Origin of the sequence: Lederbergia lenta NBRC 16444 (genome assembly GCF_001591545.1) — a bacterium.
Lineage (GTDB): Bacteria > Bacillota > Bacilli > Bacillales > Bacillaceae_C > Lederbergia > Lederbergia lenta.
This window is the reverse complement of the sequence record NZ_BCVC01000005.1, coordinates 26715-50607: the sequence shown is the minus strand read 5'-3', so window position 1 is coordinate 50607 and position 23893 is coordinate 26715. Positions and strand designations below refer to the sequence as shown.

The 23893-nt window shown below is 35.9% G+C and carries 19 protein-coding genes; 1 reads left to right on the top strand and 18 read right to left on the bottom strand.

What is annotated here, in order from left to right:
• Positions 1–6 precede the first annotated feature (6 nt).
• The 6 genes from BLE01S_RS15365 to BLE01S_RS15340 form a co-directional block, all read right to left on the bottom strand.
• On the bottom strand, positions 7–855 hold the full coding sequence (locus BLE01S_RS15365; RefSeq protein ID WP_066144270.1) for an NAD-dependent epimerase/dehydratase family protein: 849 nt from the start codon (positions 853–855) through the stop codon (positions 7–9).
• The gene (locus BLE01S_RS15360; protein WP_066144267.1) at positions 852–1478 is read right to left on the bottom strand and encodes a sugar transferase; all 627 of its coding nucleotides are present in this window, start codon (positions 1476–1478) and stop codon (positions 852–854) included. The genes BLE01S_RS15365 and BLE01S_RS15360 overlap by 4 nt, the downstream gene beginning before the upstream one ends.
• Before the next feature lie 723 nt (positions 1479–2201).
• The gene (locus tag BLE01S_RS15355; RefSeq protein ID WP_066144532.1) at positions 2202–4025 is read right to left on the bottom strand and encodes a polysaccharide biosynthesis protein; all 1824 of its coding nucleotides are present in this window, start codon (positions 4023–4025) and stop codon (positions 2202–2204) included.
• A 292-nt stretch (positions 4026–4317) separates the two neighbouring features.
• Entirely contained in the window at positions 4318–5085 is a 768-nt protein-coding gene (locus tag BLE01S_RS15350) for a tyrosine-protein phosphatase (protein ID WP_066144264.1), read from the bottom strand.
• Positions 5086–5185: 100 nt separating this feature from the next.
• On the bottom strand, positions 5186–5884 hold the full coding sequence (locus tag BLE01S_RS15345; RefSeq protein WP_066144261.1) for a CpsD/CapB family tyrosine-protein kinase: 699 nt from the start codon (positions 5882–5884) through the stop codon (positions 5186–5188).
• The gene (locus BLE01S_RS15340) at positions 5877–6617 is read right to left on the bottom strand and encodes a YveK family protein (RefSeq protein WP_066144258.1); all 741 of its coding nucleotides are present in this window, start codon (positions 6615–6617) and stop codon (positions 5877–5879) included. Before BLE01S_RS15340 ends, BLE01S_RS15345 begins: the two co-directional genes overlap by 8 nt.
• A gap of 171 nt (positions 6618–6788) precedes the next feature.
• Here BLE01S_RS15340 and BLE01S_RS15335 point away from each other — a divergent pair, with 171 nt between their 5' ends.
• Positions 6789–7586 (top strand): SGNH/GDSL hydrolase family protein, encoded by a 798-nt coding sequence (locus BLE01S_RS15335; protein WP_066144255.1) that lies wholly within the window; start codon positions 6789–6791, stop codon positions 7584–7586.
• Positions 7587–7667: 81 nt separating this feature from the next.
• Here BLE01S_RS15335 and BLE01S_RS15330 read toward each other — a convergent pair whose 3' ends face one another.
• The 12 genes from BLE01S_RS15330 to BLE01S_RS15275 form a co-directional block, all read right to left on the bottom strand.
• Positions 7668–9158, bottom strand: coding sequence for a response regulator (locus BLE01S_RS15330; RefSeq protein ID WP_066144253.1), 1491 nt, complete (start codon positions 9156–9158; stop codon positions 7668–7670).
• Complete coding sequence (locus BLE01S_RS15325; RefSeq protein ID WP_066144250.1) at positions 9151–11001, bottom strand: sensor histidine kinase; 1851 nt, start codon at positions 10999–11001, stop codon at positions 9151–9153. Before BLE01S_RS15325 ends, BLE01S_RS15330 begins: the two co-directional genes overlap by 8 nt.
• Before the next feature lie 168 nt (positions 11002–11169).
• Entirely contained in the window at positions 11170–12819 is a 1650-nt protein-coding gene (locus BLE01S_RS15320; protein ID WP_066144248.1) for an extracellular solute-binding protein, read from the bottom strand.
• A 29-nt stretch (positions 12820–12848) separates the two neighbouring features.
• Complete coding sequence (locus BLE01S_RS15315) at positions 12849–13748, bottom strand: carbohydrate ABC transporter permease (RefSeq protein WP_174521739.1); 900 nt, start codon at positions 13746–13748, stop codon at positions 12849–12851.
• A 12-nt stretch (positions 13749–13760) separates the two neighbouring features.
• The gene (locus BLE01S_RS15310) at positions 13761–14669 is read right to left on the bottom strand and encodes an ABC transporter permease (protein WP_066144528.1); all 909 of its coding nucleotides are present in this window, start codon (positions 14667–14669) and stop codon (positions 13761–13763) included.
• A gap of 294 nt (positions 14670–14963) precedes the next feature.
• Complete coding sequence (locus tag BLE01S_RS15305) at positions 14964–15932, bottom strand: nuclease-related domain-containing protein (protein ID WP_066144245.1); 969 nt, start codon at positions 15930–15932, stop codon at positions 14964–14966.
• Positions 15933–16190: 258 nt separating this feature from the next.
• A complete protein-coding gene (locus BLE01S_RS15300; protein ID WP_066144243.1) occupies positions 16191–16955 on the bottom strand; it encodes a tyrosine-protein phosphatase in 765 nt (254 codons plus the stop codon).
• Between the two features lie 96 nt (positions 16956–17051).
• Positions 17052–18206, bottom strand: coding sequence for a CDP-glycerol glycerophosphotransferase family protein (locus BLE01S_RS15295; protein WP_066144240.1), 1155 nt, complete (start codon positions 18204–18206; stop codon positions 17052–17054).
• A gap of 13 nt (positions 18207–18219) precedes the next feature.
• Positions 18220–19491 carry a CDP-glycerol glycerophosphotransferase family protein gene (locus BLE01S_RS15290; protein WP_066144237.1) on the bottom strand — a complete coding sequence of 424 codons (1272 nt, stop codon included), beginning with the start codon at positions 19489–19491 and terminating at the stop codon, positions 18220–18222.
• Positions 19492–19515: 24 nt separating this feature from the next.
• Complete coding sequence (locus tag BLE01S_RS15285) at positions 19516–20256, bottom strand: SDR family NAD(P)-dependent oxidoreductase (protein WP_066144231.1); 741 nt, start codon at positions 20254–20256, stop codon at positions 19516–19518.
• A gap of 3 nt (positions 20257–20259) precedes the next feature.
• On the bottom strand, positions 20260–20946 hold the full coding sequence (locus BLE01S_RS15280) for an IspD/TarI family cytidylyltransferase (protein ID WP_066144227.1): 687 nt from the start codon (positions 20944–20946) through the stop codon (positions 20260–20262).
• A 239-nt stretch (positions 20947–21185) separates the two neighbouring features.
• Complete coding sequence (locus BLE01S_RS15275) at positions 21186–23501, bottom strand: N-acetylmuramoyl-L-alanine amidase (protein ID WP_066144224.1); 2316 nt, start codon at positions 23499–23501, stop codon at positions 21186–21188.
• Positions 23502–23893 lie beyond the last annotated feature (392 nt).

The following is a 23893-nucleotide window of genomic DNA, read 5'->3' as shown; positions in this document are numbered from 1 at the left end:
TCCTTTTTATAACTTTAGCTCAGTTTTTTCTATTGATTCATTAAAACTGTAAATTTGATAATCTCTGTTATATTTTGACATATCCTTTGAATATACTAGGTTACCAAACACTTTATTTACCACGGAAACCTTTTTAATAATCAATAACAGGTTAAATATCTTACTAAGTTTTACTTCCTTTTTATGTTTTTGAGCTATAAGTTGCACCATCTTACTAGTATTTACGTATTCTTTATTTTGGGGGAAAAATATACCTTCACTACAGTCATCAATTAAGAGCCTTACAAACTCACATAAATTACCAATATAAATCATACTTCTCTTATTCTTAACTTTGGGGAAAATCGGTATTTTAACAGCTAGCTTTGCTAATCTAGGGTAATTTCCTTTACAACCCTTACCATAAATCATAGGTGGACGCAAAATTGAAATTTTGAAATTTCTTTCAGCTAACGTTAAAATTAAATTTTCCGCTTGTAACTTAGACTTTCCATAATTACTTTTAGGTGTTAAATCTGTATTTTTATTAATCACACCATTATCAATTCCATAAACACTCATCGAACTTACAAATATAAAATGTTTAACACCATCATGTTTTGCTTTTTTAGCAGTTTCATATGCTAAATCACGATTCACCTTATAATAAAGATCTTCGTTTTCTTTAGTTTCTTTAATATGCGCTATTCCTGCAACATGAAAAACGGTATGATATAAAGAAAAATCCTTTTCCTTCCAAGAATCGTTCCTTAAACTCATTGACTCTACTAAATATTGATTCGGAAAGTTAGCTAACCACTTTTTAAAGTTTGTACCAATGTAGCTACTAGCACCCGTGATTAGTATTTTTTTCATCTTGTAATTGACTCCTTATGACTAGCAACCTCTTTCTCTTTCCCAGGACCTTCAACCACTCCATCGCTTTTCAAAACACTAACGATTGTTCCTATAAAGCACTTAACATCCATCAAAAAACTCAGATTTTCAACGTATTCCCCATCAAGCTTAGCTTTTATTTCAATTGGAAGTTCGTCCCTTCCATTAATTTGTGCCCACCCACTAAGCCCTGGTGGAATATCATTAGCTCTATATTTATCCCGTTCTGCGATAAGATCATATTGATTCCATAATGCCGGTCTTGGACCAATAATACTCATTTCACCAATAAAAATATTCCATATTTGTGGTATCTCATCTAATGAAGTTTTCCTTAAAAGTTTACCAATCTTAGTAATATATTTATCTGGATTTTCTAAAAGGTGTGTCGGTGTATCTTTAGGTGTATCAATACGCATTGTTCTAAATTTCAAAATATAAAAATGTCTTTTATAAATACCAACCCTCTTTTGCTTAAATAATACAGGCCCTTTTGACTCTAACTTAATAGCTATAACCAATACCAGAAAAAGAGGTGATAATATAATCAACCCTACTAAAGTTAAGACTATATCAATTAATCTTTTGATTTTCATATACATATACTAACACTCCTTAAGCAATTTATTAGTGAATTATTATTTTGCTGTATTTAGAATTAAATTAACAATTAATTCGCTAATCTTAAGAAATACCCTCTTATACATTAGAATGAATATGTGGTCCAAAGTAATTGTGTGTCAACCTATATTATCTATTAGAAGGGTAGTTTCTTATTCTGCTTCTCAACAAAGTTCATTTCCTAACACCGACGGTATTCAACTGTTTTAGAATCATAAATCCAAAATTCTAACGATTCATCTCTTTCTAACACTAGTTATAAACCCACTACCGTTCTCTGCATCATTCAATTATTCTATTAACTCTCGCGAGCAAAATATTTAAATTTGAATAAGTATTATAAAAGAAAAACAGATACTCGTTTCCAATAATCGTCCCCATACCATAGTTTGAACCCTTTAGGTATTTTAAAGGATATCCTAAATCTTTCCTCTTGATTATCGCTTCACTCTATTAAGTTGATCGAACTACTCCTTTTTACAAGATAACCTTATATATTTCGTTTGCCTTTATCAAAGGCGCTATCATCGATACCTCTCAGAAGCAATTGCTTTACTACTAAATATAGAACTGTAACTTCACCGGCAATCAACAACATTTCTTCAAGCATCTTCTTTAAGGACCTTATCAATTATCATTCCTTATATCAGTTATTAGTATAATGTACCTTTTATTACTTCATATCTTGACTTACAAAGAACTCCTTAGCTGCTTTTACTAACTAAAACCTTTGAATTCTTCTTATTTGCTGAGTTAATTAACAGGTCCTTCATCTCTTTTAGTTCAATAGAATTTAGCTTTTCTATCATTTGATGCAACTCGCCTCTTTCCATCGGCTGCGCCTTTCCAATATGAATCTTCGGAAATATTTGCTCTTTTTGCACTTCATTCTCATTCAATAGTTCCTCATACATCTTCTCTCCTGGACGGATACCACTGTATTGAATTCCAATCTCTTCTATTGTATATCCGGACAGAGTGATAAGGTTTTTAGCCAAGTCAGATATTTTCACTGGTTCACCCATATCAAGCACGAAAACTTCTCCACCTCTTGCAAGTGTTCCAGCTTGAATGACGAGCCTCGATGCTTCTGGAATTGTCATAAAATATCGCGTCATATCCTCATGAGTTACAGTAACAGGTCCCCCAGCTTCAATCTGTTTCTTAAATAACGGAATAACACTTCCACGGCTCCCAAGCACATTCCCAAAACGCACCGCAACAAATTTCGTATTACTTTCCTTCGCCAAGTTTTGAATAATCATTTCTGCTACCCGTTTTGTTGCTCCCATCACATTTGGAGGATTAACAGCTTTATCTGTAGATACTAGAACAAAAGATTTCACACTAAAAGTCTCAGCCGCTTCCGCCACATTTTTTGTTCCAAAAATATTATTCTTAACTGCTTCCCTTGGATTTCCTTCCATTAAAGGAACATGCTTATGTGCAGCTGCATGGTAAACAACATCCGGTTTGTATTTTTCCATCACTTCAAACATTCGATTCCGATCCTGAACATCAGCAATCACTGGAATGATTTCAATTTTATCTTTGTATTTTGGTCTTAATTCCATATCGATATTATAAATACTATATTCACTGTGACCTAAGAGTACCATTCTGCTTGGATTAAATTTACATATTTGCCGACAAATTTCTGAACCAATCGATCCCCCTGCACCTGTCACCATTACAGTTGATCCTGTAATTGTCTCCGATATGGCGCTAATATCCAGTTCTACCGGTTCACGACCGAGTAAATCTTCTACTTCGACATTTCGTAATGCACTTACAGATACTTTACCCGTCATAACGTCTTCTATCATCGGCATAATCTTCACATTAGCCTCTGTTTGTGCGCATATTTCATAAATACGCCTTACTTCTTTTTTGGGTAGAGATGGAATTGCAATAATAACATCTTTGATTTTTTGCTCTTTCACAATTTCGGGAATGTCATCGATATTTCCACACACTGTCAAACCGTACATCTCAAGCTTATATTTTCTAGGATCATCGTCTACAAAAGAGACTGGTTGTAAATCTACATCATGATTAGCTAATAATTGTCTAGCAACTGTCGTACCAGCTGAACCGGCCCCAACGATTAGCGTTCTACTTTTCACATTTTTCGACTTAATATAGCGATCCCGATACATTCTCCACGAGAACCTTGAACCGCCAATCAGTAACATATGTAGCATCCACGTTATTAATAATACCCTAACGTAGATATGTCCAACACCAATTGCCTGTGCTATACCTGCTGTAAGAATTGAGAAAGTAATTGCCTTTGCAATCATCCATAACTCTCCAACACTCGCGTATTCCCAAGCCTTGTGATATAACCTGTATATGAATGCAAACACATGGTGACTGATAAGTAGTATAATTGAACTCAGTAACAATAATTTTGATGTGTAAAAATCCGAATACGGATGCAATATGAAGTATCCTACATAGATAGAAAACATTACAATAATCGAATCAAGCAGCATCAAGAGCGGAACACGCTTTTGATAAGTCAACATATATCCCTTCTTTTCTAAATAGATTTTATTAAGTTTGATTTTTCTTCAAAAAAAGTAAATGTCTAAAGAAAACGCACACATTCACTATGCACTTTCATTAGACATCTAGTTTTATATTTTGAAATGACAGGCATCTAACCCACCCTCACGCCATACTATTGATAACAAATGCATCTAAGGTAGAATCATCCACCCACAGTACAGCCGAGTACCTCCGATGATAACGGGTAGGAGACATAACCGAAACATTTATTTCACATCTATGTAGTGTGTCGTCATGTTGAGTGTATCAGAAGATTCCTAATATCTTCTTTCTTTTGATCGGTGTTGGAATTTCTCTATCTATATCTTTTCCTTCTGTAATCAATTCCGCATTGTCCATAAAATAATATAGGGAATCGGTTCCGTATTTCTTTTTAAGCAGTTCATATGCTTCTTCCATTTTAAAGCAACGCTTAGTCGTGTTATGTGCATCTGAGGCGAGAAAATGCGTCAAGTTCGATTCAATCAAATCAAATGTAAACTTTTGAATTTTCTTTCCGAAATAGCCAGTAAAGCTTCCAGCAGTAATCTGCGTCGCCACACCGTTTTTGACAAGTTTATACAACTTATCGGGATGTTCAATTAGCTCTGAATTGCGCTCTGGATGGACAATTACTGGCGTTAACCCCTGCATTTGAGTATCAAAGCAAAGCTGCTCTGTATATCCCGGAACATGATTGGAAGGCAATTCGATGAATAAATAGCTTGATATATTCGCTAATGTCAAAATCTCACCAGCTTCATAGTCTTCCAGAAGCTCACCGTAAATGCGAGTTTCTTGGCCTGGTAAGATTTCGACGTTTATATTCTCAGTTTGCAAATACTCATTTAATTCAGCTGTCTTTTCTATAATATCCGCTTTATAATTATTATACCTGCCATTTTGGTGATGAGGTGTTGCAATGATTGTTGAAATCCCTTCTTTCTCCGCCTGTCTCGCCATAAGCAAACTCTCAGTAAAATTATCCGATCCGTCATCAATACCGGGCAATATATGACAATGAATATCAATCATTTACAAAACCTCCTTTTTTATTATCGTAACCGCTCCACAACAACAAGAGCAATAGTACTATACAACTATTTTTCCAGCAATAGAAAACACTAGGAAACTATTACTCTGTTCCATAATAATAATAGTTATCGTTTTTCCCCATTTTTTTATTATTCAGCACCACACCAAGTATTTTAGCCTGTGTCGCATGCAGTAGTTCCTTCGTCTTTTGAACATTTTCCACTTCTGCTTTCCCACTTGAAACAACTATAATGGTACCATTACATTGGTTGGCTAATATTTGCGCATCTGTCACAGCAAGCACTGGAGGTGTATCAAAGATGACCATATCATACTCTTCTTTTGCCGTTTTCAAAAAGTCCTGCATTCCACGAGAGTTTAATAATTCTGATGGGTTCGGCGGAATTGGTCCTGACGTTAGTACATCTAAAGTTTGCATATCTGTAGACTTCACTGCCTCTGAAAGTGCTGTTTGGCGAGTTAATACATTTGTTAAGCCAGATGCATTCGTCATTCCAAAAGTATAATGAACGGTTGGTTTTCTCATATCTGCATCAACTAGCAATACTCGTTTACCTTGCTGGGCAAACACAATTGCTAAGTTAGCTGTCGTCGTTGATTTACCTTCTCCTGGACCAGATGAAGTAACCATTAATGTGCGGATTGCTTCATCAATCGCGGAGAATTGGATATTTGTCCGAATTGTCCGGTATTGTTCAGAAACTGGTGACTTTGGATTTAATTTTGTGATTAACTTACGCTTTCCTGTCTGAATCGCATTTTGTTTGTTCTTAGCCAACGGATTCACTCCTTACCCTCGTCTTCTGTGGCGTTCTTGCTGAACGTCTAATTTCTTGATCCTCAAACGTAGCAATCGCTCCAAGTACTGGGAGTTCAAGAAGTTTTTCTATATCTTGCTCAGTTTTAATTGTGTTATCTAAGTATTCAAGTAAGAACGCTACACCAACACCTACCATCACGCCAACAACTAATGCAATTGTGATATTCAACACTGGCTGGGGTTTGACAGGTGAAGCATTTTCGCCCACTTCTGCTTTTGTTAGAATACTAACATTATTTACATTCATAATGTTTCCAATCTCCGCTTGGAATACTTCGGCAATCTTATTCGCTATATCCGCTGCTTGGTTTGGACTTGGGTCTTGAACTGTTACATTCACAACTTGTGAATCTTTTTCACTTTGTACAGTAATTTTTTCATTTAACTGGCCTACAGACATATCTAAGCCAAGATCATCAATGACTTTATCCAGAATAGCCGGACTTTTCATAATGACATTATACGTATTAATTAATTGTAAATTGGTTTGAATCTCGGCTGGATTATATACTGGCTGATCACTTTTCTCCTGATTTACTAGTAACTGAGTAGAAGATTGATAGATTGGAGTCAGCACAAAAAAACTGACAGCTCCACTAATGACTACCGCTGCCAATGTAATAAGTACAATTAAATTCATTCGCTTGCGCAATGTCTGCATAAGCTCCTTCAAACTGATTGTTTCTTCCATGTTATCCTCCCTGGACGACTCATATTAATTTATGTATTATTGTAACATAGGTTTTCTTGTAGGAAAAGAGCACTAGAAGTAATTATATGTCGTTTCATTTGGAAAAGGAAGGTGTTTTTCCAATTTTTTTGCTATTTTACTAAGATGAGTCATGTTCAGGGGGGGAATTTTATGCGTACGGCATTAACGTATTTAGCCGTCATAGTTTGTGGAATCTTTCTAGTTAGTGGGTATGTATACTGGAAAGATAAAACGAATAATTCAGTAGAAACTACCGAGAAGCAAGCACCTGTTGTTTCGGACACCGAGAAGAACAATAAAGAAGAAAAGAAGGAACCTGCTGATCCAGCCTTACTTTCGCTAACAGAAAATTGGCCGAAACAAGCACAAGAGACTTTTGCAAAAGCACTCGAAGATGGACGGGCTTATAAATTAGCGATTGTCGGTTCTGCAGCACTTGGGCAAGAGGATAATGGTTGGTCTGAATTATTAAAGGAAAAGTTAGTGCATACATATGGAGAAGATAATCTCGAAGTAACTATTTTCGAATATCCAGTTAGATCTGATCAATTTATCGCAGAAGGTTACGATGAAGAGGTAGCAAAGTTTAAACCTGATCTTGTATTGTTTGAACCTTTTGCATTAAATGACAATGGAAATATTGAAACGGAAGATAATCACGATAATATTATGTCCTTTATCTCAACGGTAGAAAAGGAAAATGAGGATGCCGTTATTATTTTGCAACCGCCACATCCAGTTGTTTCTACTATTTATCCAGGTCAAATAGAGGAACTGAAGGAATTTGCTGAAGAGCAAGACCTTGTCTACCTAGATCACTGGTCTGTCTGGCCGGATACAGATGACGATGAGTTATATGATTTTGTGCTAGATCCAGCAAGTGCACCTAATGAAAAAGGCCATCAACTTTGGTTTGAATATTTAAAAGAATACTTTATTGCTGAGTGAAGACAAGCTAATCAAATGTTTGATTAGTTGTATAAGAAAGAGGGGATCCACAGTAGACTGTGGATCCCCTCTTTCTTATACTCAGACCCCTTTAAATTCCTTCGGCGATACTCCTTCTAACTCTCGAAAGACCCTCGTGAATTGTTTTGGGTTTTTATAGCCGACCATATGGCTGATTTCGAATATCTTTAAGTCTGGGCTTGCGAGTAGAATTTTCGATTGGTCTACCCGGACTTTTTTTATATAATCAACGAAATTATGTCCTGTGTATTCTTTGAACATATGGCTAAAATAGGAATAATTAAGTGATACATAATTAGAAACAACGGCTAAGTTTAAGTCTTTATGGTAATTCTCATGTATATATCTAATGGCCCTCTCCATATTCTTCTGCTCTGAATAGATGGATTTCAACTGTTTATTATACTCATGTAAAAGTAAGACCAACTCTTCAATAGCATAATAATATTCAATGAAACTAGCATAGTTATACATATTCCCTACTTTGTCATGTCGCCTCACAATTTCATTCGCTTCTTCTCCGAGCCTACCAATTGCAGAGTCTAGAATAATTCTATGAATGGACGCATGGAGCCCTTCCATATACTTAATTCCACGCTTCGATATTTCCCCTAGATTTAATACTTCTAATAGATGTGCCCTTATCTCTTGGTCCCTATTCGTACCAATCATATTAGCGATTCTTTTCAATTTATCTAGTGGTAGGCTATGATCAGCAGCGTTATCATGCTTTACATCTGAATAAGAGATGATTGTTTTCTCTGAAAATAAAAAGTGACTTTTTAGCGCGAAACTAGATTGTTCGTATGCTATTTTTAATTTATTATATTGATCTTGCTTATCACTTACAGCAATTGCTCCAATATTTTCGTGAGAATGAGAACTGATTTCTTCAAAAATTGTATATGTTGATGTAATGATAACTACGTTTCCATCTTTATCAGCAAAACAAAGTACTTCTTCCTTAGCATATTTAGTCACTATCGCTTTTACACGGGTAACTTTTTCTGCATCCTTTCCTTTGAGCAGTCCTACATAATAACCTCCAGAATAATGATCCGCTAACACATTCACACAGATTTTCTCTATCTCTTCCTTTTTTATAACGGGATGAATAAATATATAATTTAATTGATTGGCTAAATACTCATCAAATTGATTCATCTTATGATGAACCTCTTTAAGATCTGCGGTCACTCTTTCTATTGTTTGATGGAGTTCTTTTCGATTAATCGGTTTTAATAAATAATCCTTTACTTGAAACTTAATGGCCTCTTTCGCATATTCAAAATCATCATACCCACTAATGATAATTACTTCAGGTTTGTGTTCCAGCTTTTGCATTGCTTGTACTAAACGAATGCCATCCATTTCTGGCATTTTAATATCTGTTAGCATCATATCAATTTCTTCTGTTTTTAATATTTGAAGCGCGCTAACCCCATTATTGGCTAATAGAAATTCAAATGTATGTGGATATTCTCTCGTAATCATTGCCTGAATTCCTAAGCGTATATTTCGCTCATCATCTACAATTAATAGCTTATACATTTTTTCTAGCCCCCCTTATGACTAAATAAGGTAGTTTAATCACAACAGTTGTGAACGCTTCCCTTTCACTCATTACATGGATGCCATATTCTTTCCCATAGAATATGGCAATTCGTTCATTTACATTCCTTAAACCAATCCCTTGTCCCGTTTCCGACTGGAGCTCATTTTTATTGGTTGCCTTTTGAATGTTTTCATTTAAAGAATCTACCTTTTCCTTACTCATCCCCACTCCATTGTCTTTCACTTCAATATAAACAATTTGATTCTCCAAATATACTTTTACATGTATGATTCCTTGCCCGTTTGCCCCATGAGGCTCTATCCCATACTTGATGGCATTTTCAACAATTGGTTGCAGTGATAATTTTAAAATTTCCTGTTCCAATAGTTCCTCTGGAATATCTACTTGAAATAAAATAGGCTCGTCCAAGCGTAGATTCATTATGTCGATATAATTATTAATATGACTGACTTCTTCACTTAATACGACGAACTCATTTTTCCATTTAATATTATAGCGCATCATTTCTCCTAGAGATGTGAGTGAATCGGAAATTTCATATTTACCATCGATTTCTGCCATCATTTTAATATTTTCCAATGTATTATATAGGAAGTGAGAGTCAATTTGATTTTTCAATGCCTTTAACTCGGTATCCTTTGTCACCGCTTGTTTATACACTGCGTCGGCAATTAACTTATTAATTTTATTAAGCATGTTTCGAAAGTGAAATGCGAGTACGGCAAATTCACCATGTCCGTCTATATCAATCTTTGTAGAGAAATCACCTTTCTCCACTTGCTTCATATTATCTATTAATCTGTACATTCTTTTTAGCAAAAACGAGATCATTACATACGTTATGATAGAAAGTAATAATAAAAAAACGAACGCCATACCTAATGTGAGATTTCGAGCTTTTCTCGTTTCCGAATAAATATCCTCAAGGGAAATGATATTTACCATATAGGCTTCAATCCCTTTAATATAGGAAGAAACAACTAAGTAAGGTATTTTTCGATTCGTCAAAAGAAAACTATCAGTCTTCTCCTGATGATCTAAATGGCTGAGGATTTTCTCATAATCAGCACGGACGAACTGTTGATCATCTAAAAATGAATTGGCAGGATTTCTGTAAATATTATTTTGATTATTTATGACGATTATTTCAGATGAACCATCTGGAATAGGGCTGTACATTTTCGGAAAAAAGTTTTGTTGTAGCATGGAAATCTCGATAATACCTAAATGCTCCGTATATGGTTCATTTACTTTTCTTAATAAGGAGATTTTAGGACTATCCTTTCTGATATTAGATAGTAAATGATAATCCTCTTGCTTCAGCCACCATAATTCAGTTCCATTTCTCTGGATTACTTGTTCATACCAAGGCGTTTCCTTTATTCGACTTTCACGGAATAATATTGGCCACATTTCATTTAAAGCAGGATGATCAATAAAAAATCTAAAATCGGCAATACTCGGATTCACTGTCTGCACTTTGACCATCTTATTCATATGATTCGTTTGAAATGCCATTAATTCCTCAATGCTTTTTTCTCTCTTATTACTTACGAATTCAATGATGTCATAATCAGATGCAATGATCTGAGCGGATTCGCGCATCGTCTCGATATTTTTATCAATATGAATTCTTTCCATTTCCATTAAGTACTCATTATTTCTCGTTATATCCTTGATTGCGTTTTTATAAAATATATTAGAATAATTAATAACAATGATAATAACTGGAATCATAAACAAGGTAATATATAACACGATTAATTTATTCTGCAATGATAGCTGACTGAATCTCATATATATCTTTTTAATAAACATTTCCACCACATCCTACTGAGTACAAACTCCCGCTCCTTCCATCTCATTATCCCACATATTCGAGGGTCAGACCCCAACAATTTTAAAAGAGGAAATCCACAACCCCATACAGGCCGCAGACTTCCCCTTTAACACTTTAACGCGCTAGGGGTCAGACCCCACTAAAAATTACTCTTGCATCGCTTTATCAATTTTCTCTTTGTTTTCTTCATAGCGTTTTTGCTGATATTCACGGACTTTTTCTTGTCCGAGCTTTTCCCGTTTATCTAAGAATTCTTTATGAATTTTATCAAATTCACTATCGGATTTTGCTAAGACAAGTTTCGGTAAGGTTTTACCCCATTCTTGTGCAATCTTACTGTTTGCGACACCTTCTGATGACGTACCTTGCGGGTTAATATCATCAAAGACTGCAAAGCTATGTGTTTTTCCTTTTGTCCATTCTTCCAATTGTTTGATTGGCTCTTCCGTAGGTGGCTGCCATTGCAGCTGCATATCCGTATCCATGAGCATCCAGAAGGTATGGGATGCACCATATTTTTGGTCAAATGCTGTTCTATCACTATTTAGTAATTCAAATACTTCTGGTTTCCATTGATCTTTTCCATCAATATTGTCATATGTGACCCCTTCAGGTCCTAGGTAGATATCCTTTTGTCCTTCTTCGCTTATAAGGTAGCTCATGAAGCGAATCGCTCTTTCTGGGTCTTTCACGTCTTTTGAAATTAATGTAATCGTCCAGCCAGATAGCCCGTCACCAGATAGAGTTGGCGTATCTAGGTTCTCATTATTTGGCCCATCGACTGCGACATAGATGGAATCCGGGTCATTTTGGTATAGTGCTAATTGCTGTGCAGCCATGTCACTGCGTTGATAAAGCATAGCGAAGTAACGACCTTGCGCAATTTTCTCTTCCATTTGTGGACGCTTATCAATAAAGACATCTTTAGCAAGCAGCCCATCTTCATTCGCTTGTCTAAATACTTTTAACCATCTTAAATATTCAGGATCTGTGGAGCGATCATATAATTCACCGTCTTTTTCCATTGGGATGGCTAAGAAGTTTTGTAAATAGCCTTCCAATGAATAGTTGCCTGTATCACCAAATTCATGTAATCCAAGCGGAATAAGTGGAACACCATTTACATCAGGGAATTTTTCTTGCGCTGCCTCTAATGCGCCTAAAAATCCTTCAGGTGTACGCATATCTGGGCTACCAATTGCTTCATACATATCTTTTCTCACTAAAAACGTTTGGTTAGATGGCTTTTGATCTTTGTATTTATCGAAATTAGCTGGAGACGAAGATGCGTTTGGATAACCATACACATTCCCATTTTCCTGTCTGTACCATTCTAGTTTTCCTTGATCAGACACTTTGAAAAAGTATGGATCATATTTGTCAGCAAGCTCATTTAGGGGAAGAACCAGCTCCCCTTCAATCATTTGTTTTACCGCATCTTCTCCCCAACCCAATGTAACGAAGTCAGGCAGTTTACCTGATGCGATCATCGTATTCATTTTTTCTGCTTCATTACCTGCTGGAGCAATCAAATTAAGTGTTACTCCTGTTTTTTCCGTAATATATTTAGATGTTGCATCATTTCCCCACTTATTTGCAAACCAAGAGAAATTTACATACCAGTCAAAAGTAATTGGGGAAGTATCCTCTTTCCAACCTGGATCATCTGCCGTTAATTCTGTTTGTGGCTTTTCATTAGAAGATGCCTTTTCTTTTTCCCCTTTCGATGAACAAGCTACCATCAATACCGCCATGATGGCGATGACAAACATGAGATACAAACTTTTTCTGTTCATTTTCTAACCCCTCTCTTTTTTTATATTTATTAACCTTTTACAGAACCAATCAACATGCCCTTTACAAAATACTTTTGTAAGAATGGATAAACAAGGACGATTGGTAATGTAGTGACAACCATGGTTGCTAATTTAATAGATTGCGAGGTCACCGATTTATTTGCTACCCCGCCTGGTGCATTGACCATCATTTGATTAGAACTCGATTCCGCTACAACTTTATATAAATACGTTTGTATCGGTTGCAATTCTGGATCATTCACAAATATAATGCCGGCAAAATAGTCATTCCACTGATAGACTCCCTGGAATAATGCAATCGTTGCAATAACCGGCATCGATAATGGGATAATTACTTTCAAGAATATCTTTATATCACTCGCACCATCCATTTTCGCTGCCTCTTCAAGTGAAGTCGGTATTTCTCTGAAGAAAGAAACAAATATGATTAAATGAAAGAAGTTAAATAACGCCGGTACGATATAGACGAGAAAATTATCTAGTAATCCGATGTCTCTTAGCAAGAGGAAATAGGGAATCAATCCGCCGCTGAAGAACATCGTGACGATGCCCACGAACATATAGATATTTCTTCCACGCAATTCTCTACGAGACAAGGCGTAAGCCACCATTGCTGTGAATAATACATGGGTAAGCGTACCAATCACCGTTTTGGCAATCGTAACCCCAAAGGAAGTTAAAATACCTTGGTTTGCAAAAACAGCCTTATAATTAGAAAGTGTAAATTCCCTTGGCCACCAATAGATGCCGCCTTTCATGGCATCCATGCCTTCGTTTAAAGAATTAACGATGACGTACCAAATCGGATAAAGTGTGAGAAAACAGATCACTAACATAATGAACAAGTTCAGATTATCAAAAATATATTCACTAGTCGTTCGTCTGTTCCGTTTTAGCAGATTGAACATGCATGTGCCTCCTTAAAACAAAGATGTGCCATCTAGTTTTTTCGTTATTTTATTGGCCGATAATAAAAGAATGAAAGCAATAATTGATTTTAACAATCCAACCGCTGTAGCATAAGAATATCTAGCGTTTTGGATACCTACTTGGTACACATAAATATCAATCACACTACTAGCACTCTCATTTAACGCGTTTTTCAACACTAGGATTTGATCAAAGTTCGTATTTAAAATACCACTGACAGCTAAAATAAATAAGATCGTAATCGTCGGTCTGATAGCTGGTAATGTGACATGCCACATCCGTTGAAACTTATTCGCTCCATCAATGGTAGCGGCTTCATATAATTCAGTTGAAACACCAGCAATCGCAGCTAAATAAATAATCGCCGACCAACCTAACTCTTTCCAAATGTCTGAGATAATCACAATCCCCCAAAAGTAATCGGGTTCCGCTAAAAAGTTCAAACGTTCATTAGAAATGCCTAAACCTATTAAAATATCATTCATAATGCCAACATCCGCTAACCACGTCGTTAAAATACCGCCCAAAACAACCCATGATAAGAAATGCGGTAAATACGTGATCGTCTGAACAGCCTTTTTAAATTTCAATGATGTTAATTCATTCATAAGTAGCGCGAAAATAATTGGTAATGGGAAACCAATGATTAATTTAATCAAACTTATCCCTAAAGTGTTCTTAATCACGATCCAAAAATTATCATCCTGAACAAATTCCCGGAAATGCATGAGCCCAACCCATGGCGCTTCCGCTATCGTTCGAATCACACTATATTCCTTAAACGCAATAATCAATCCATACATAGGGATATAATTGAACACAATCATCCACGCGACCCCTAATATCGCCATCACTTGCAATTGCTTTTGCGAGATAATATCTTTCATCACTTTTTTCATCTTATCTTTCTTACTTACCTGTACCACATGATGTTGCGGTCGTTTTTCTAGTTCCACCTGTTCCTTCATATCGCTACCACCTCATCCCCCACAACTGACATCTCTCTACTTCATAGTAGTAAAATACACCTACCAATGTAAGCACTTAAATTTTAGTTGAGGGTGCGGAATTTTGGGGTGCGGAGCGGGAGCAAAACAACATACTATATATTATTTGCACCACTTTGAAGATTATTTGCGTCAACTCGCCAGTAATTGCGTCACTTTGAGGATTAATTGCACCACTTTCCTACTTTATTGCATTTCTAGATAGTACACCCTACCTTTCGTATTCCCTGAATGAGGTAGGTTCATAGATCGTAATAATTTCGTAGCTACGGTACGTGATGTAACTTCGAGAAAATCACAAAATTGTTTGTTCGTAATTGTCGTTCTAAGTAAAAAAGTGTAATCCATAATGGAGTCTTCATAAGCCTTTTTGGAGGAGTATTTACAAGAGGGACATATCCATTTCCCGTAACATCTTGTCATCGGCAGAAATGAACATTTTGGACAGTGTACGCCAGTTAATATTTCTTCTGGGCGGATGTTAAAATGGTGTAATATATTATACTTTTCTGGTACATGCTGTTTGATCAGCTTCTTTGCAAGTCTCGTCATCTCTTTTTTGGTAAAACGTTCTACTTTATAAAGTTTTTCTAACTCTTTCATTTTAAAGGTTAAGTAAGTGCGATGGATAATCTGCTTAAAGTGATTCGAATTACCAGTCGTTTCAATAATGGTAGAGGGGTTACTGATAACAACCAGTGGATGAATAGGTATGCCAGTAAACTTATTATTTTGTAGCCAGATTTTAAGTTGAGACTGATGTCGCATGACTTGAGAGATTGGATCTTCATATGCTTTCATATTACCATTTGAATGTGTTTGGATTAATTGATTAAATTTAGCATCGAATCGGATAGTGCCGCCGTGATTTTTCACTTCGATGATAGTAATGAAATATGGAGAAATAAGCATTGTGTCTATTTGAAAAAACGTTCCGACGTGATTCGGAAGCCGGAGACTATGGAGGATGTAATATTCTTTCTCTGGTAAAAAGGTTAAATAGTAGTTGATCGATTGCTCTCCTCGATATCCCGAGCGACGATTATACAATTCTTGCTCGATAAGCGCTCTTTTCGGATGAGATACAGGAAGCCTCCTTGCCAGCGCCTCCACTTTTTGTAACTTTAACGGAATGCTCCGCTCTTTTTTTATCATTTTATCCACTCCATTTAGTGTTTTAATTGAGTCACGCCTATAAACTTCGATAGAAGTGATAAAAGTCCTGCCACTTTCTTACTTATGATTGATAATTTGGTTAAGAAATTCTGTAAAAAGAGTGAATTGCGTTGGATCTCGGGCGAATTGCGTCACTTGGCCAACTAATTGCACCACTTACAATGTTAATTGCGTCACACAGCATAAAAAGCCATGATTTCGAGAAATCATGGCTTTTCACTACAGGGATCAAGCATCTTAAAACAGTCCTAGTATTTTCTTTTTTATTCTTTGCGGAGCCTCTCGGTGTATGTCCTTTCCTTCCAATATAAGTTTTGCATTATCCATAAAGTAATTTAAGGAATCTGTTCCGTATTTCTTTTTCACTAGTTCATATGCTTCTCCCATTTTAAAGCCGCGTTTGTTTCTATCATGCGCATCTGAAGCTATAAAATGCGTAAGGTTTGACTCGATTAAATGGCTCGTAAATCTTTGGGCCTTTTTGCCATGGTAACCAGTGAAGCTTGCTGCTGTTATTAGTGTAGCTACACCATTCTTTACGAGCCGGTACAGCTTATCAGGTTGTTCCATTATTTCCGAATTTCGCTCTGGATGCACGACCACAGGTGTTAAGCCTTTCATCTGAATATCAAAGCAAAGCTGATGAAGATAATGAGGTAGATGATCCGATGGTAATTCAATCAATAAATAAGTTGATATATTCGCAAGTGTCATAATCTCACCCGCTTCATAGTCTGCTAAAATGTCACTATAAATTCGAGTCTCTTGGCCTGGAAGAATCTCCATATGTACATTCTCAGCCTTTAAATAATCATTCAACTCTGCTGTTTTTTCTATAATATTGGCCTTCAGATTATTGTATTTTCCATTTTTGTGGTGGGGAGTCGCAATGATTGTCCGAACCCCTTCTTTTTCCGCCTGTCTTGCCATCAATAGACTTTCAGTGAAACTCCCAGCCCCATCATCAACTTCAGGTAATATATGACATTGAATATCGACCAACCTCTTCCCCTCCCACTTCAGTGAAACTTCTGATTGAGTTAAGGCCTGACCCCTGTTACAGCTTTAACGTAACAGGGGTCAGGCATCTTAAAAACTTCAACCAAATATGTTCTCCACAATTCTCTCTGTTGCTTTTCCATCTTGGATGTCAAAAAAGCGATCTCTAAAATGGCTAATTTGATCAACATTATATAAGCCTTCTTTTATTAATTCTATTAATGTTGCTGTATCCATTGCCATTGGCCCCGGAATGATATCTTCGTAAGTATAATAAAAGTCCCTGCTTCTTTTATAGTCTTCCAAGTCATATGGATAGAAGATCATTGGTCGATTCAGCAGGCTATAATCAAAAAATACAGTTGAATAATCAGTGATCAAAATGTCTGACACAGCTAAGAGCTCCTGAATCACAAACGCATCCTTGATATGATACGCAAAGCCTTCTCCACTCACTTCTAGCGCTTTTTGCATATATGGGTGTAAATGAATAAGCAGTGCATAATCATCTCCCAAGCTGCCTTCCATTTCTTCTATATCAAACGGCAATTCAAACTGATCTTGATAATGACTTTTCCCTCTAAAGGTAGGTGCATATAATAGTATCTTTTTATTGGCTAGATCCGGGTATGTTTCATATAACCTAGACCGTAATTCCTCGATCATGTCTTCGGCGAAAAAATAATCAGTTCTAGGCACGCCGAGTGGGTGAATTTGCTCTTTCGGCATATTAAAGGCTTCTGAAAAGTATGGGATTATTTCTGATGAGCTCACAAATACCTTCGTATAATTACTATGAATACTCACATGTTTTAAATATTCTTTGCTTGGCCCAAATGATTTTCCTACCGTACTAAAGCCAAATTTTTTCAATGCCCCCGCACTATGCCAAAGTTGAATGATATCCACTTCTTTACGTGGCTTAATTACATAGATTGGAAAATAATAATCATCCACAATAAAATAACGAGAAGTCGCCATATGAAAGCATGCGTGAATCATATGAAAAATATAAGTAACTTTTCCTACTGCTGAACTATCGAACTTTTTGAAAACAAAATGTCTCTTATACATTGGGTATTTTTCAAGTAATTCTTTATTGATAAATGCAAGGTTATCTTTGATTTGATCAGACCTATAGGAAGCGAATGTAACTTTATACGGATCTACTTTAAATAATAAGCTAAACAGCGAATAAAAACCCCTTAATACATATTTCACAACTATAGTAGGCATTAATCTGAGATTCCCCATAATTACCTCTCCGTTATAGTTTTAGAATTTCGCTATATATATAGTCTACTTGTTTCTCTAAAACCTCTTTTTGATTATCCTCAGAATAAAAAATATCTAACACTCTTTTCCTTTCCTTTTCATATTGGCTTGGCTGCTCCATGGATTTTTCCAATTCCTGAATAAATCCTGAGAAGTCATTTACTTTCGGTCCTGGCGTTACATCAAAATAGTTAAAATACATCTCATTCGATTTTTTCAAATAGAGATTTAAATCATAGCTATAAAAAAGCACTGGCCTGTCCAACAGCAAATAATCGGTATAACAGCTAGAATAATCCGTTACTAAAATATCGGTGTATTTTAGTAATAGTTGTGGATCATATGACTCATCGCTAATATCGATAATATGCTCATACGTCGTCGGAACTTGTCCACTACTATACATATGCCGCTTAACAAGGAACTTATGCCCCGTTTTTGCACATAAATCATTTAACTTTTGAAAATCAAATACGAGGTTTATATCCGTTTCGAGCTTACCGAAGTTTCTATGTGTAGGCATGTACATGATGATTTTTTCATTTCTAATCCAATCAGGAATTGCTAAATCCTCTTCTGTATCTTTAAAAAATACGTCGTTTCTCACTTGGCCTAACTGTAAAACATTCTTCTTACTTACCAAAAATGTTTCCGGATAATAAGAGGTGACTGCACTGCTTGTTGAAATGACATAGCTGACTTTTGCTTGATTCGTCTTTACAACAAATGTCCCAAAAAAGCGTTTGATCGCACTTTTATCATGTAAAACCTTATATGAAAATGTATTTTTATTTGCCCCCCATACTTTTTTTAGACCTACACCATGCCATGTGTTAATAGAAATGGCTCCTCCTAAAAATGACTTACTAAAATCATCATTTATCGAATGCGAATGAATAACTACTTTCGCTCGTAACTGGTGGTAAATACCCTTGAATGAGTGATGTTTGTAAGCTAAATACCCCTGCTTAGTAAGCAAATCTACCACTTTGTTATTACGTGAAATCCACACACATTTTATATTGGGGTTTTTCACCATTTCTAAAAACAAGTATTTAGTATTACCTCTAAATCCCTGACCATTCTCCCCTCCAAAAACTACTAGTTTGCTAGATTTCGGCACAAGTCTTGATAAAAAGTGTACCGTAACTACAAGCGTCCGTTTACCAATTAATCTGCATTTTTTTAATAAAGGTCTGTTTACAGAAATCAAAATAAGGATTAATAAAATGGTATGTAACAAGTCTAGTTGTTTACCGTTCATACATTACCGCCCCATATGTGATAATTATATAATTTGCTTTGTTGCTTGCTGCTGAAATGCCTTTACCGTTTGTTTACGCACAACAATATTTTGTCCATCCAAACAGATCCCATCATTAGACAATAGTTGATTTACTACCTCCCCAACATGTTCAGGCTGCATGATCGTGCTCGGATCCTCATCAGGAGCTAATACTTTTCTTAATTCCGTTGCACATCTTCCAGGCGAAATACAATAAACAAGTATTCCATAATCCGAAAGTTCTTCTGATAACGTTTGCGACATACTAATAATTGCCGCCTTTGACGAAGCATATGCCAACCACCCTGGACGAGCGGAAGTCCCTGCAGTAGAAGCCACATTAAGTATTTGACCACCCGTTTTTTTCATATACTTTACTGTTTCTTTCGTGATATTAAAAATCGAGTGAACATTTACACTATAAGTTTCTTCCCAGTCATCAATAGATGTTTCTAGTAATGATTTTGGATTCGCATAACCGGCAACGTTAATAAGCATATCAATTGTCTCGTATTTTTGACCTACTGATTGAACTAACTCCTGAGTTGCAAGATAATCAGTGAGATCAAGCGCAGAAATTTCAATATTTTTATCAGCATTCATTTGGCTTGCTGTATCCTCTAGCCCAGCTTCCGTTCTAGAAATTAATATGAAGTTAGTAATATCCGTTCGATCGCTTAAAGAAATGGCAATTGCTCTTCCTATCCCACGACTTGCCCCCGTAATCATACAAGTTTTTGACATTCATTACCCCTCCATATATATAGATTCTTTATAAATAACCTCAGCAATCTTTCGGTCAACAGGTTTGGTAATTTTAATATTATATTCACTACCTTGTAGAACCTCAATATCTGACTGATAATAGTAAAAATAGAGACTGGCATCCTCAGTGAATTCCCGACCATCCTCACGAGCACATTCGTGGGCATATAAAAGTTTTTTCGTATGAAACTTATGTGGTAGCTGCACGTTGATTAACTGATCACGTTCTAAAATCCCTTCTACCGTCTCATTTCCTCGAAGAACCGTAAATGGAATGTCCAAACCAAAGATAACGCTTTCATTATTAGTGTGAATTAATGCCTCGTATTCCTCACTCGATACAAAAGGACGAACAGCTTCATGAATAATCACATTCTCAAATGCCGCTTCTTTTAGCCCCTTATACACTGACTCCTGTCTAGTAGTTCCTCCTTCTATACAGCGAATCGGAGTGGAAAATCCATAATCATCAATAATCTCTCGCGTTTTAACCATAAATTCTACCGGACATGGGATAATAATCTCTCTTATCTCTTTAATTAAATCAACCTTTTCCAAAACATGAATAAATATAGGCTTCCCCGCAAGCAATAAAAACTGTTTAGGAATATTCAACTGCATCCGCTTGCCAATCCCACCAGATAGTAAAATTAAACTATACCCCTTCATGTCAAACCTCCCATTTTTTACAAATTCTCTATTTATAATTGTACTGATAATAACCCAAGCTGTCACTGAGAGACGTACGACAGATAACGCGGTGTTTATGTCGATATTCGTTACCTTTTGTCTAAAGGGATCTGACCCCTGCTACGTTAATTGATTAAAGTATTATAGATGCGAAGCAACATTAAAAAAAGGCAGTTTTGTAAGTTGTATCTCTAACTTACAAAACTGCCTTCACACACTTATTTAAAATACTCTAATGTTCCTGATAAAATACCTTCCGCCAAAAGTTGTTTATAACTATTTTGCCTCAATTTAGCTGCATCTATCGGGTTATCTACAAAACCAACTTCCAAAAGAGCACTCGGTATTTTTGTTTCTCTAATTACATGGAAATTACCTTCTTTAACACTTCTATCGTCACTTTGCGTTATGTTAACTACATTTTTTTGCAAAGCAGTTGCTAGCTGAATGCTTTTAGCTTTTTCATACTTTCCATACCAAAATGTTTCCACACCTTTGGCATTAGCATTGAATGAATTTCCATGAATACTAATAAAAATATCAGCATTCGATGTATTAGCAATGCGAGCTCTCTCCTGTAAAGAGATAAAGACATCCGTTGTTCTTGTCATAATTACAGTGAATCCGGCACTTTCTAATAACTTTTTGGCACGTATGGAAATATCTAAATTTAATGTTTTTTCAACTAGACCTATACCAAGTGCTCCAGAATCTGATCCCCCATGACCAGGATCTATAATAACAACCTTACCTATATTAGTACCAACATCATCTTTATGGATATAACCAGTTATTGCTTTTCCATTCACATACACTGTTGCTTCATACCAATCTGTCGTGAATGTTCGATATGTCATGTTCTGACCCATTTTGTAACTTTTTAGAACCTTTGAGCCACTAGATGGCATAGCATAAACCTTCGTTGGATTTTTCAAGGCTAGTCCTTTGATTGTTTGTTGTTTCTTTATGATTTCTTCAAGATCTCCTGCAGAAATATATCCAGTATGAGCTTTTCCATTTATATAAACTGTCGCCTCATACCAATTCGAAGTAAACTCTCGATATTTTAGCAAACTACCATGATTATAACTCTTGAGCACTTTTGAATTAGTTGAAGCAGAAGAATATATGTGAGTTATGCTCTTTAGTGCTAAACCTTGTAAGGTGGACGGAGAGTTTTTTGCTGTTTCCACGTCATTTACATGAATATATCCAGTATGAGCTTTTCCATTTAAATAAACCGTCGCTTCATGCCATTCAGAATTATACGAACGATATTGTAAAATCTGTCCCTTATTGTATGCTTTCAACTTTCCGCTATTTTTGGATGGTGTATTGTATACAGTTGTTGAATGAACTAAAGCAATTCCTTTTAAAGGTGTTTGAACAAGTGGAGCTTTTTCACCTACATCAGATGAATGAATATATCCTTTTTCGGCCTTGCCATTTACATATACAGTCGCTTCATGCCACTGAGAAGAAAATGATTTATATGAAAGTGCATGACCTTGCTGATAACTTTTTAATACACCTGACTGTCGTGTCGGGGTTGTATAAACATTTACAGGCTGCTTTTGAGCAAATCCTTTAAGTTGGTGCTGATCAATAATTGCGTCAACATCATTCGCATATATATAACCAGTCTGGGCTTTTCCATTTATATAAACTGTTGCTTCATACCATTCAGGAGAATGTGCACGATAAATAAGGAGATGTCCTTGTTTATAAGCTTTTAATACGGATGAACTTTTAGAAGTTTGTGAGTAAACGTTCGTTGAATTTTCAATCGCGACTCCACGCAATTGTTTTACTGAAGTAGAGGCTATGGAAAAGGATCGAAATAGTGTTGGTTTGGAAATGGTAGTTTCTTCTGCTTTGTTCACTTCCAACTCATCATTCTGTCTTGAGCTTTGTTCGTCCATTTCTTCTACCTCAGATTGCGCTATTTCTTCACTAAGATCTTCATCTGCATTCTCTTCAATATCTACTTGGTTTGTTAATTCAGTTTCATCTAACTCAAGTTCACTATCACTGATAGTTTCTTTGGTATCCGGAAGTATCTGTGTTTCATTACCCTCTTCATTCTCTAACAATTCTTCGCTTTCTTCTTCTCCAACAGACTCTGTTATTACTTCCTTTTCTATAAGAACTTTATCTTGGCGGTTTTTCTTAAATTCTTCTACATTGAATAATTCGATAACATGGGTAGACCGAACATACCCTTGAAAAGCAGTTTCTGCACCTGTCGAATCTTCATCGTCCACCTCGGAAGTGTATTTGATTAATGAAAACTCACCTTTTTCTTCCATCAATTCAACTACAGTTTCATCTGGGATGTTGGCCATTACTTGTTTTGCCGTTAAATCTTGATATAGTTCGATTTCGCTTTCGGGTTGCGTAGCAAATAATATAACTTCTCTATCCTTATTCGGAATAGAAGGTTCATTTAATTCTGCAGCAGCATACTGCGGAAAAACTTGAATAAGTAAAGCTAGTAGCATGAAATAAACACTTATTTGTACAGATTTGTTCATTTATATCCTCCATCTAGTATTTTGAGTAAATATTAAGCTAACAGGTAAACTTCAATGTTTATTATCTATTACTGAGTTGAATCACACTCCTACGCTAAACTACATAATTATTATCGGTTAATCATAAAGAAAGTTTAGAAGCATCTAATCTACGTTTATAAATTAATTTTATGATGGTCAGAACGTTGTCAGTTACTATAACTTCAAGTAAATTCCTTTTATTTCCGTAAGGCTAAGGTTTAATCGAGACTTACGTCGTCTTTTCGAATATAATAAAAAAGAGTTTATCCATTCAGTTGAATGGGAACAATTTATGAATGTATATTATTTATTCGAACCTATTTGTCTGATTAAAAAGAATGGTTTATTATCATTCACAAAAGGGAGAGTTA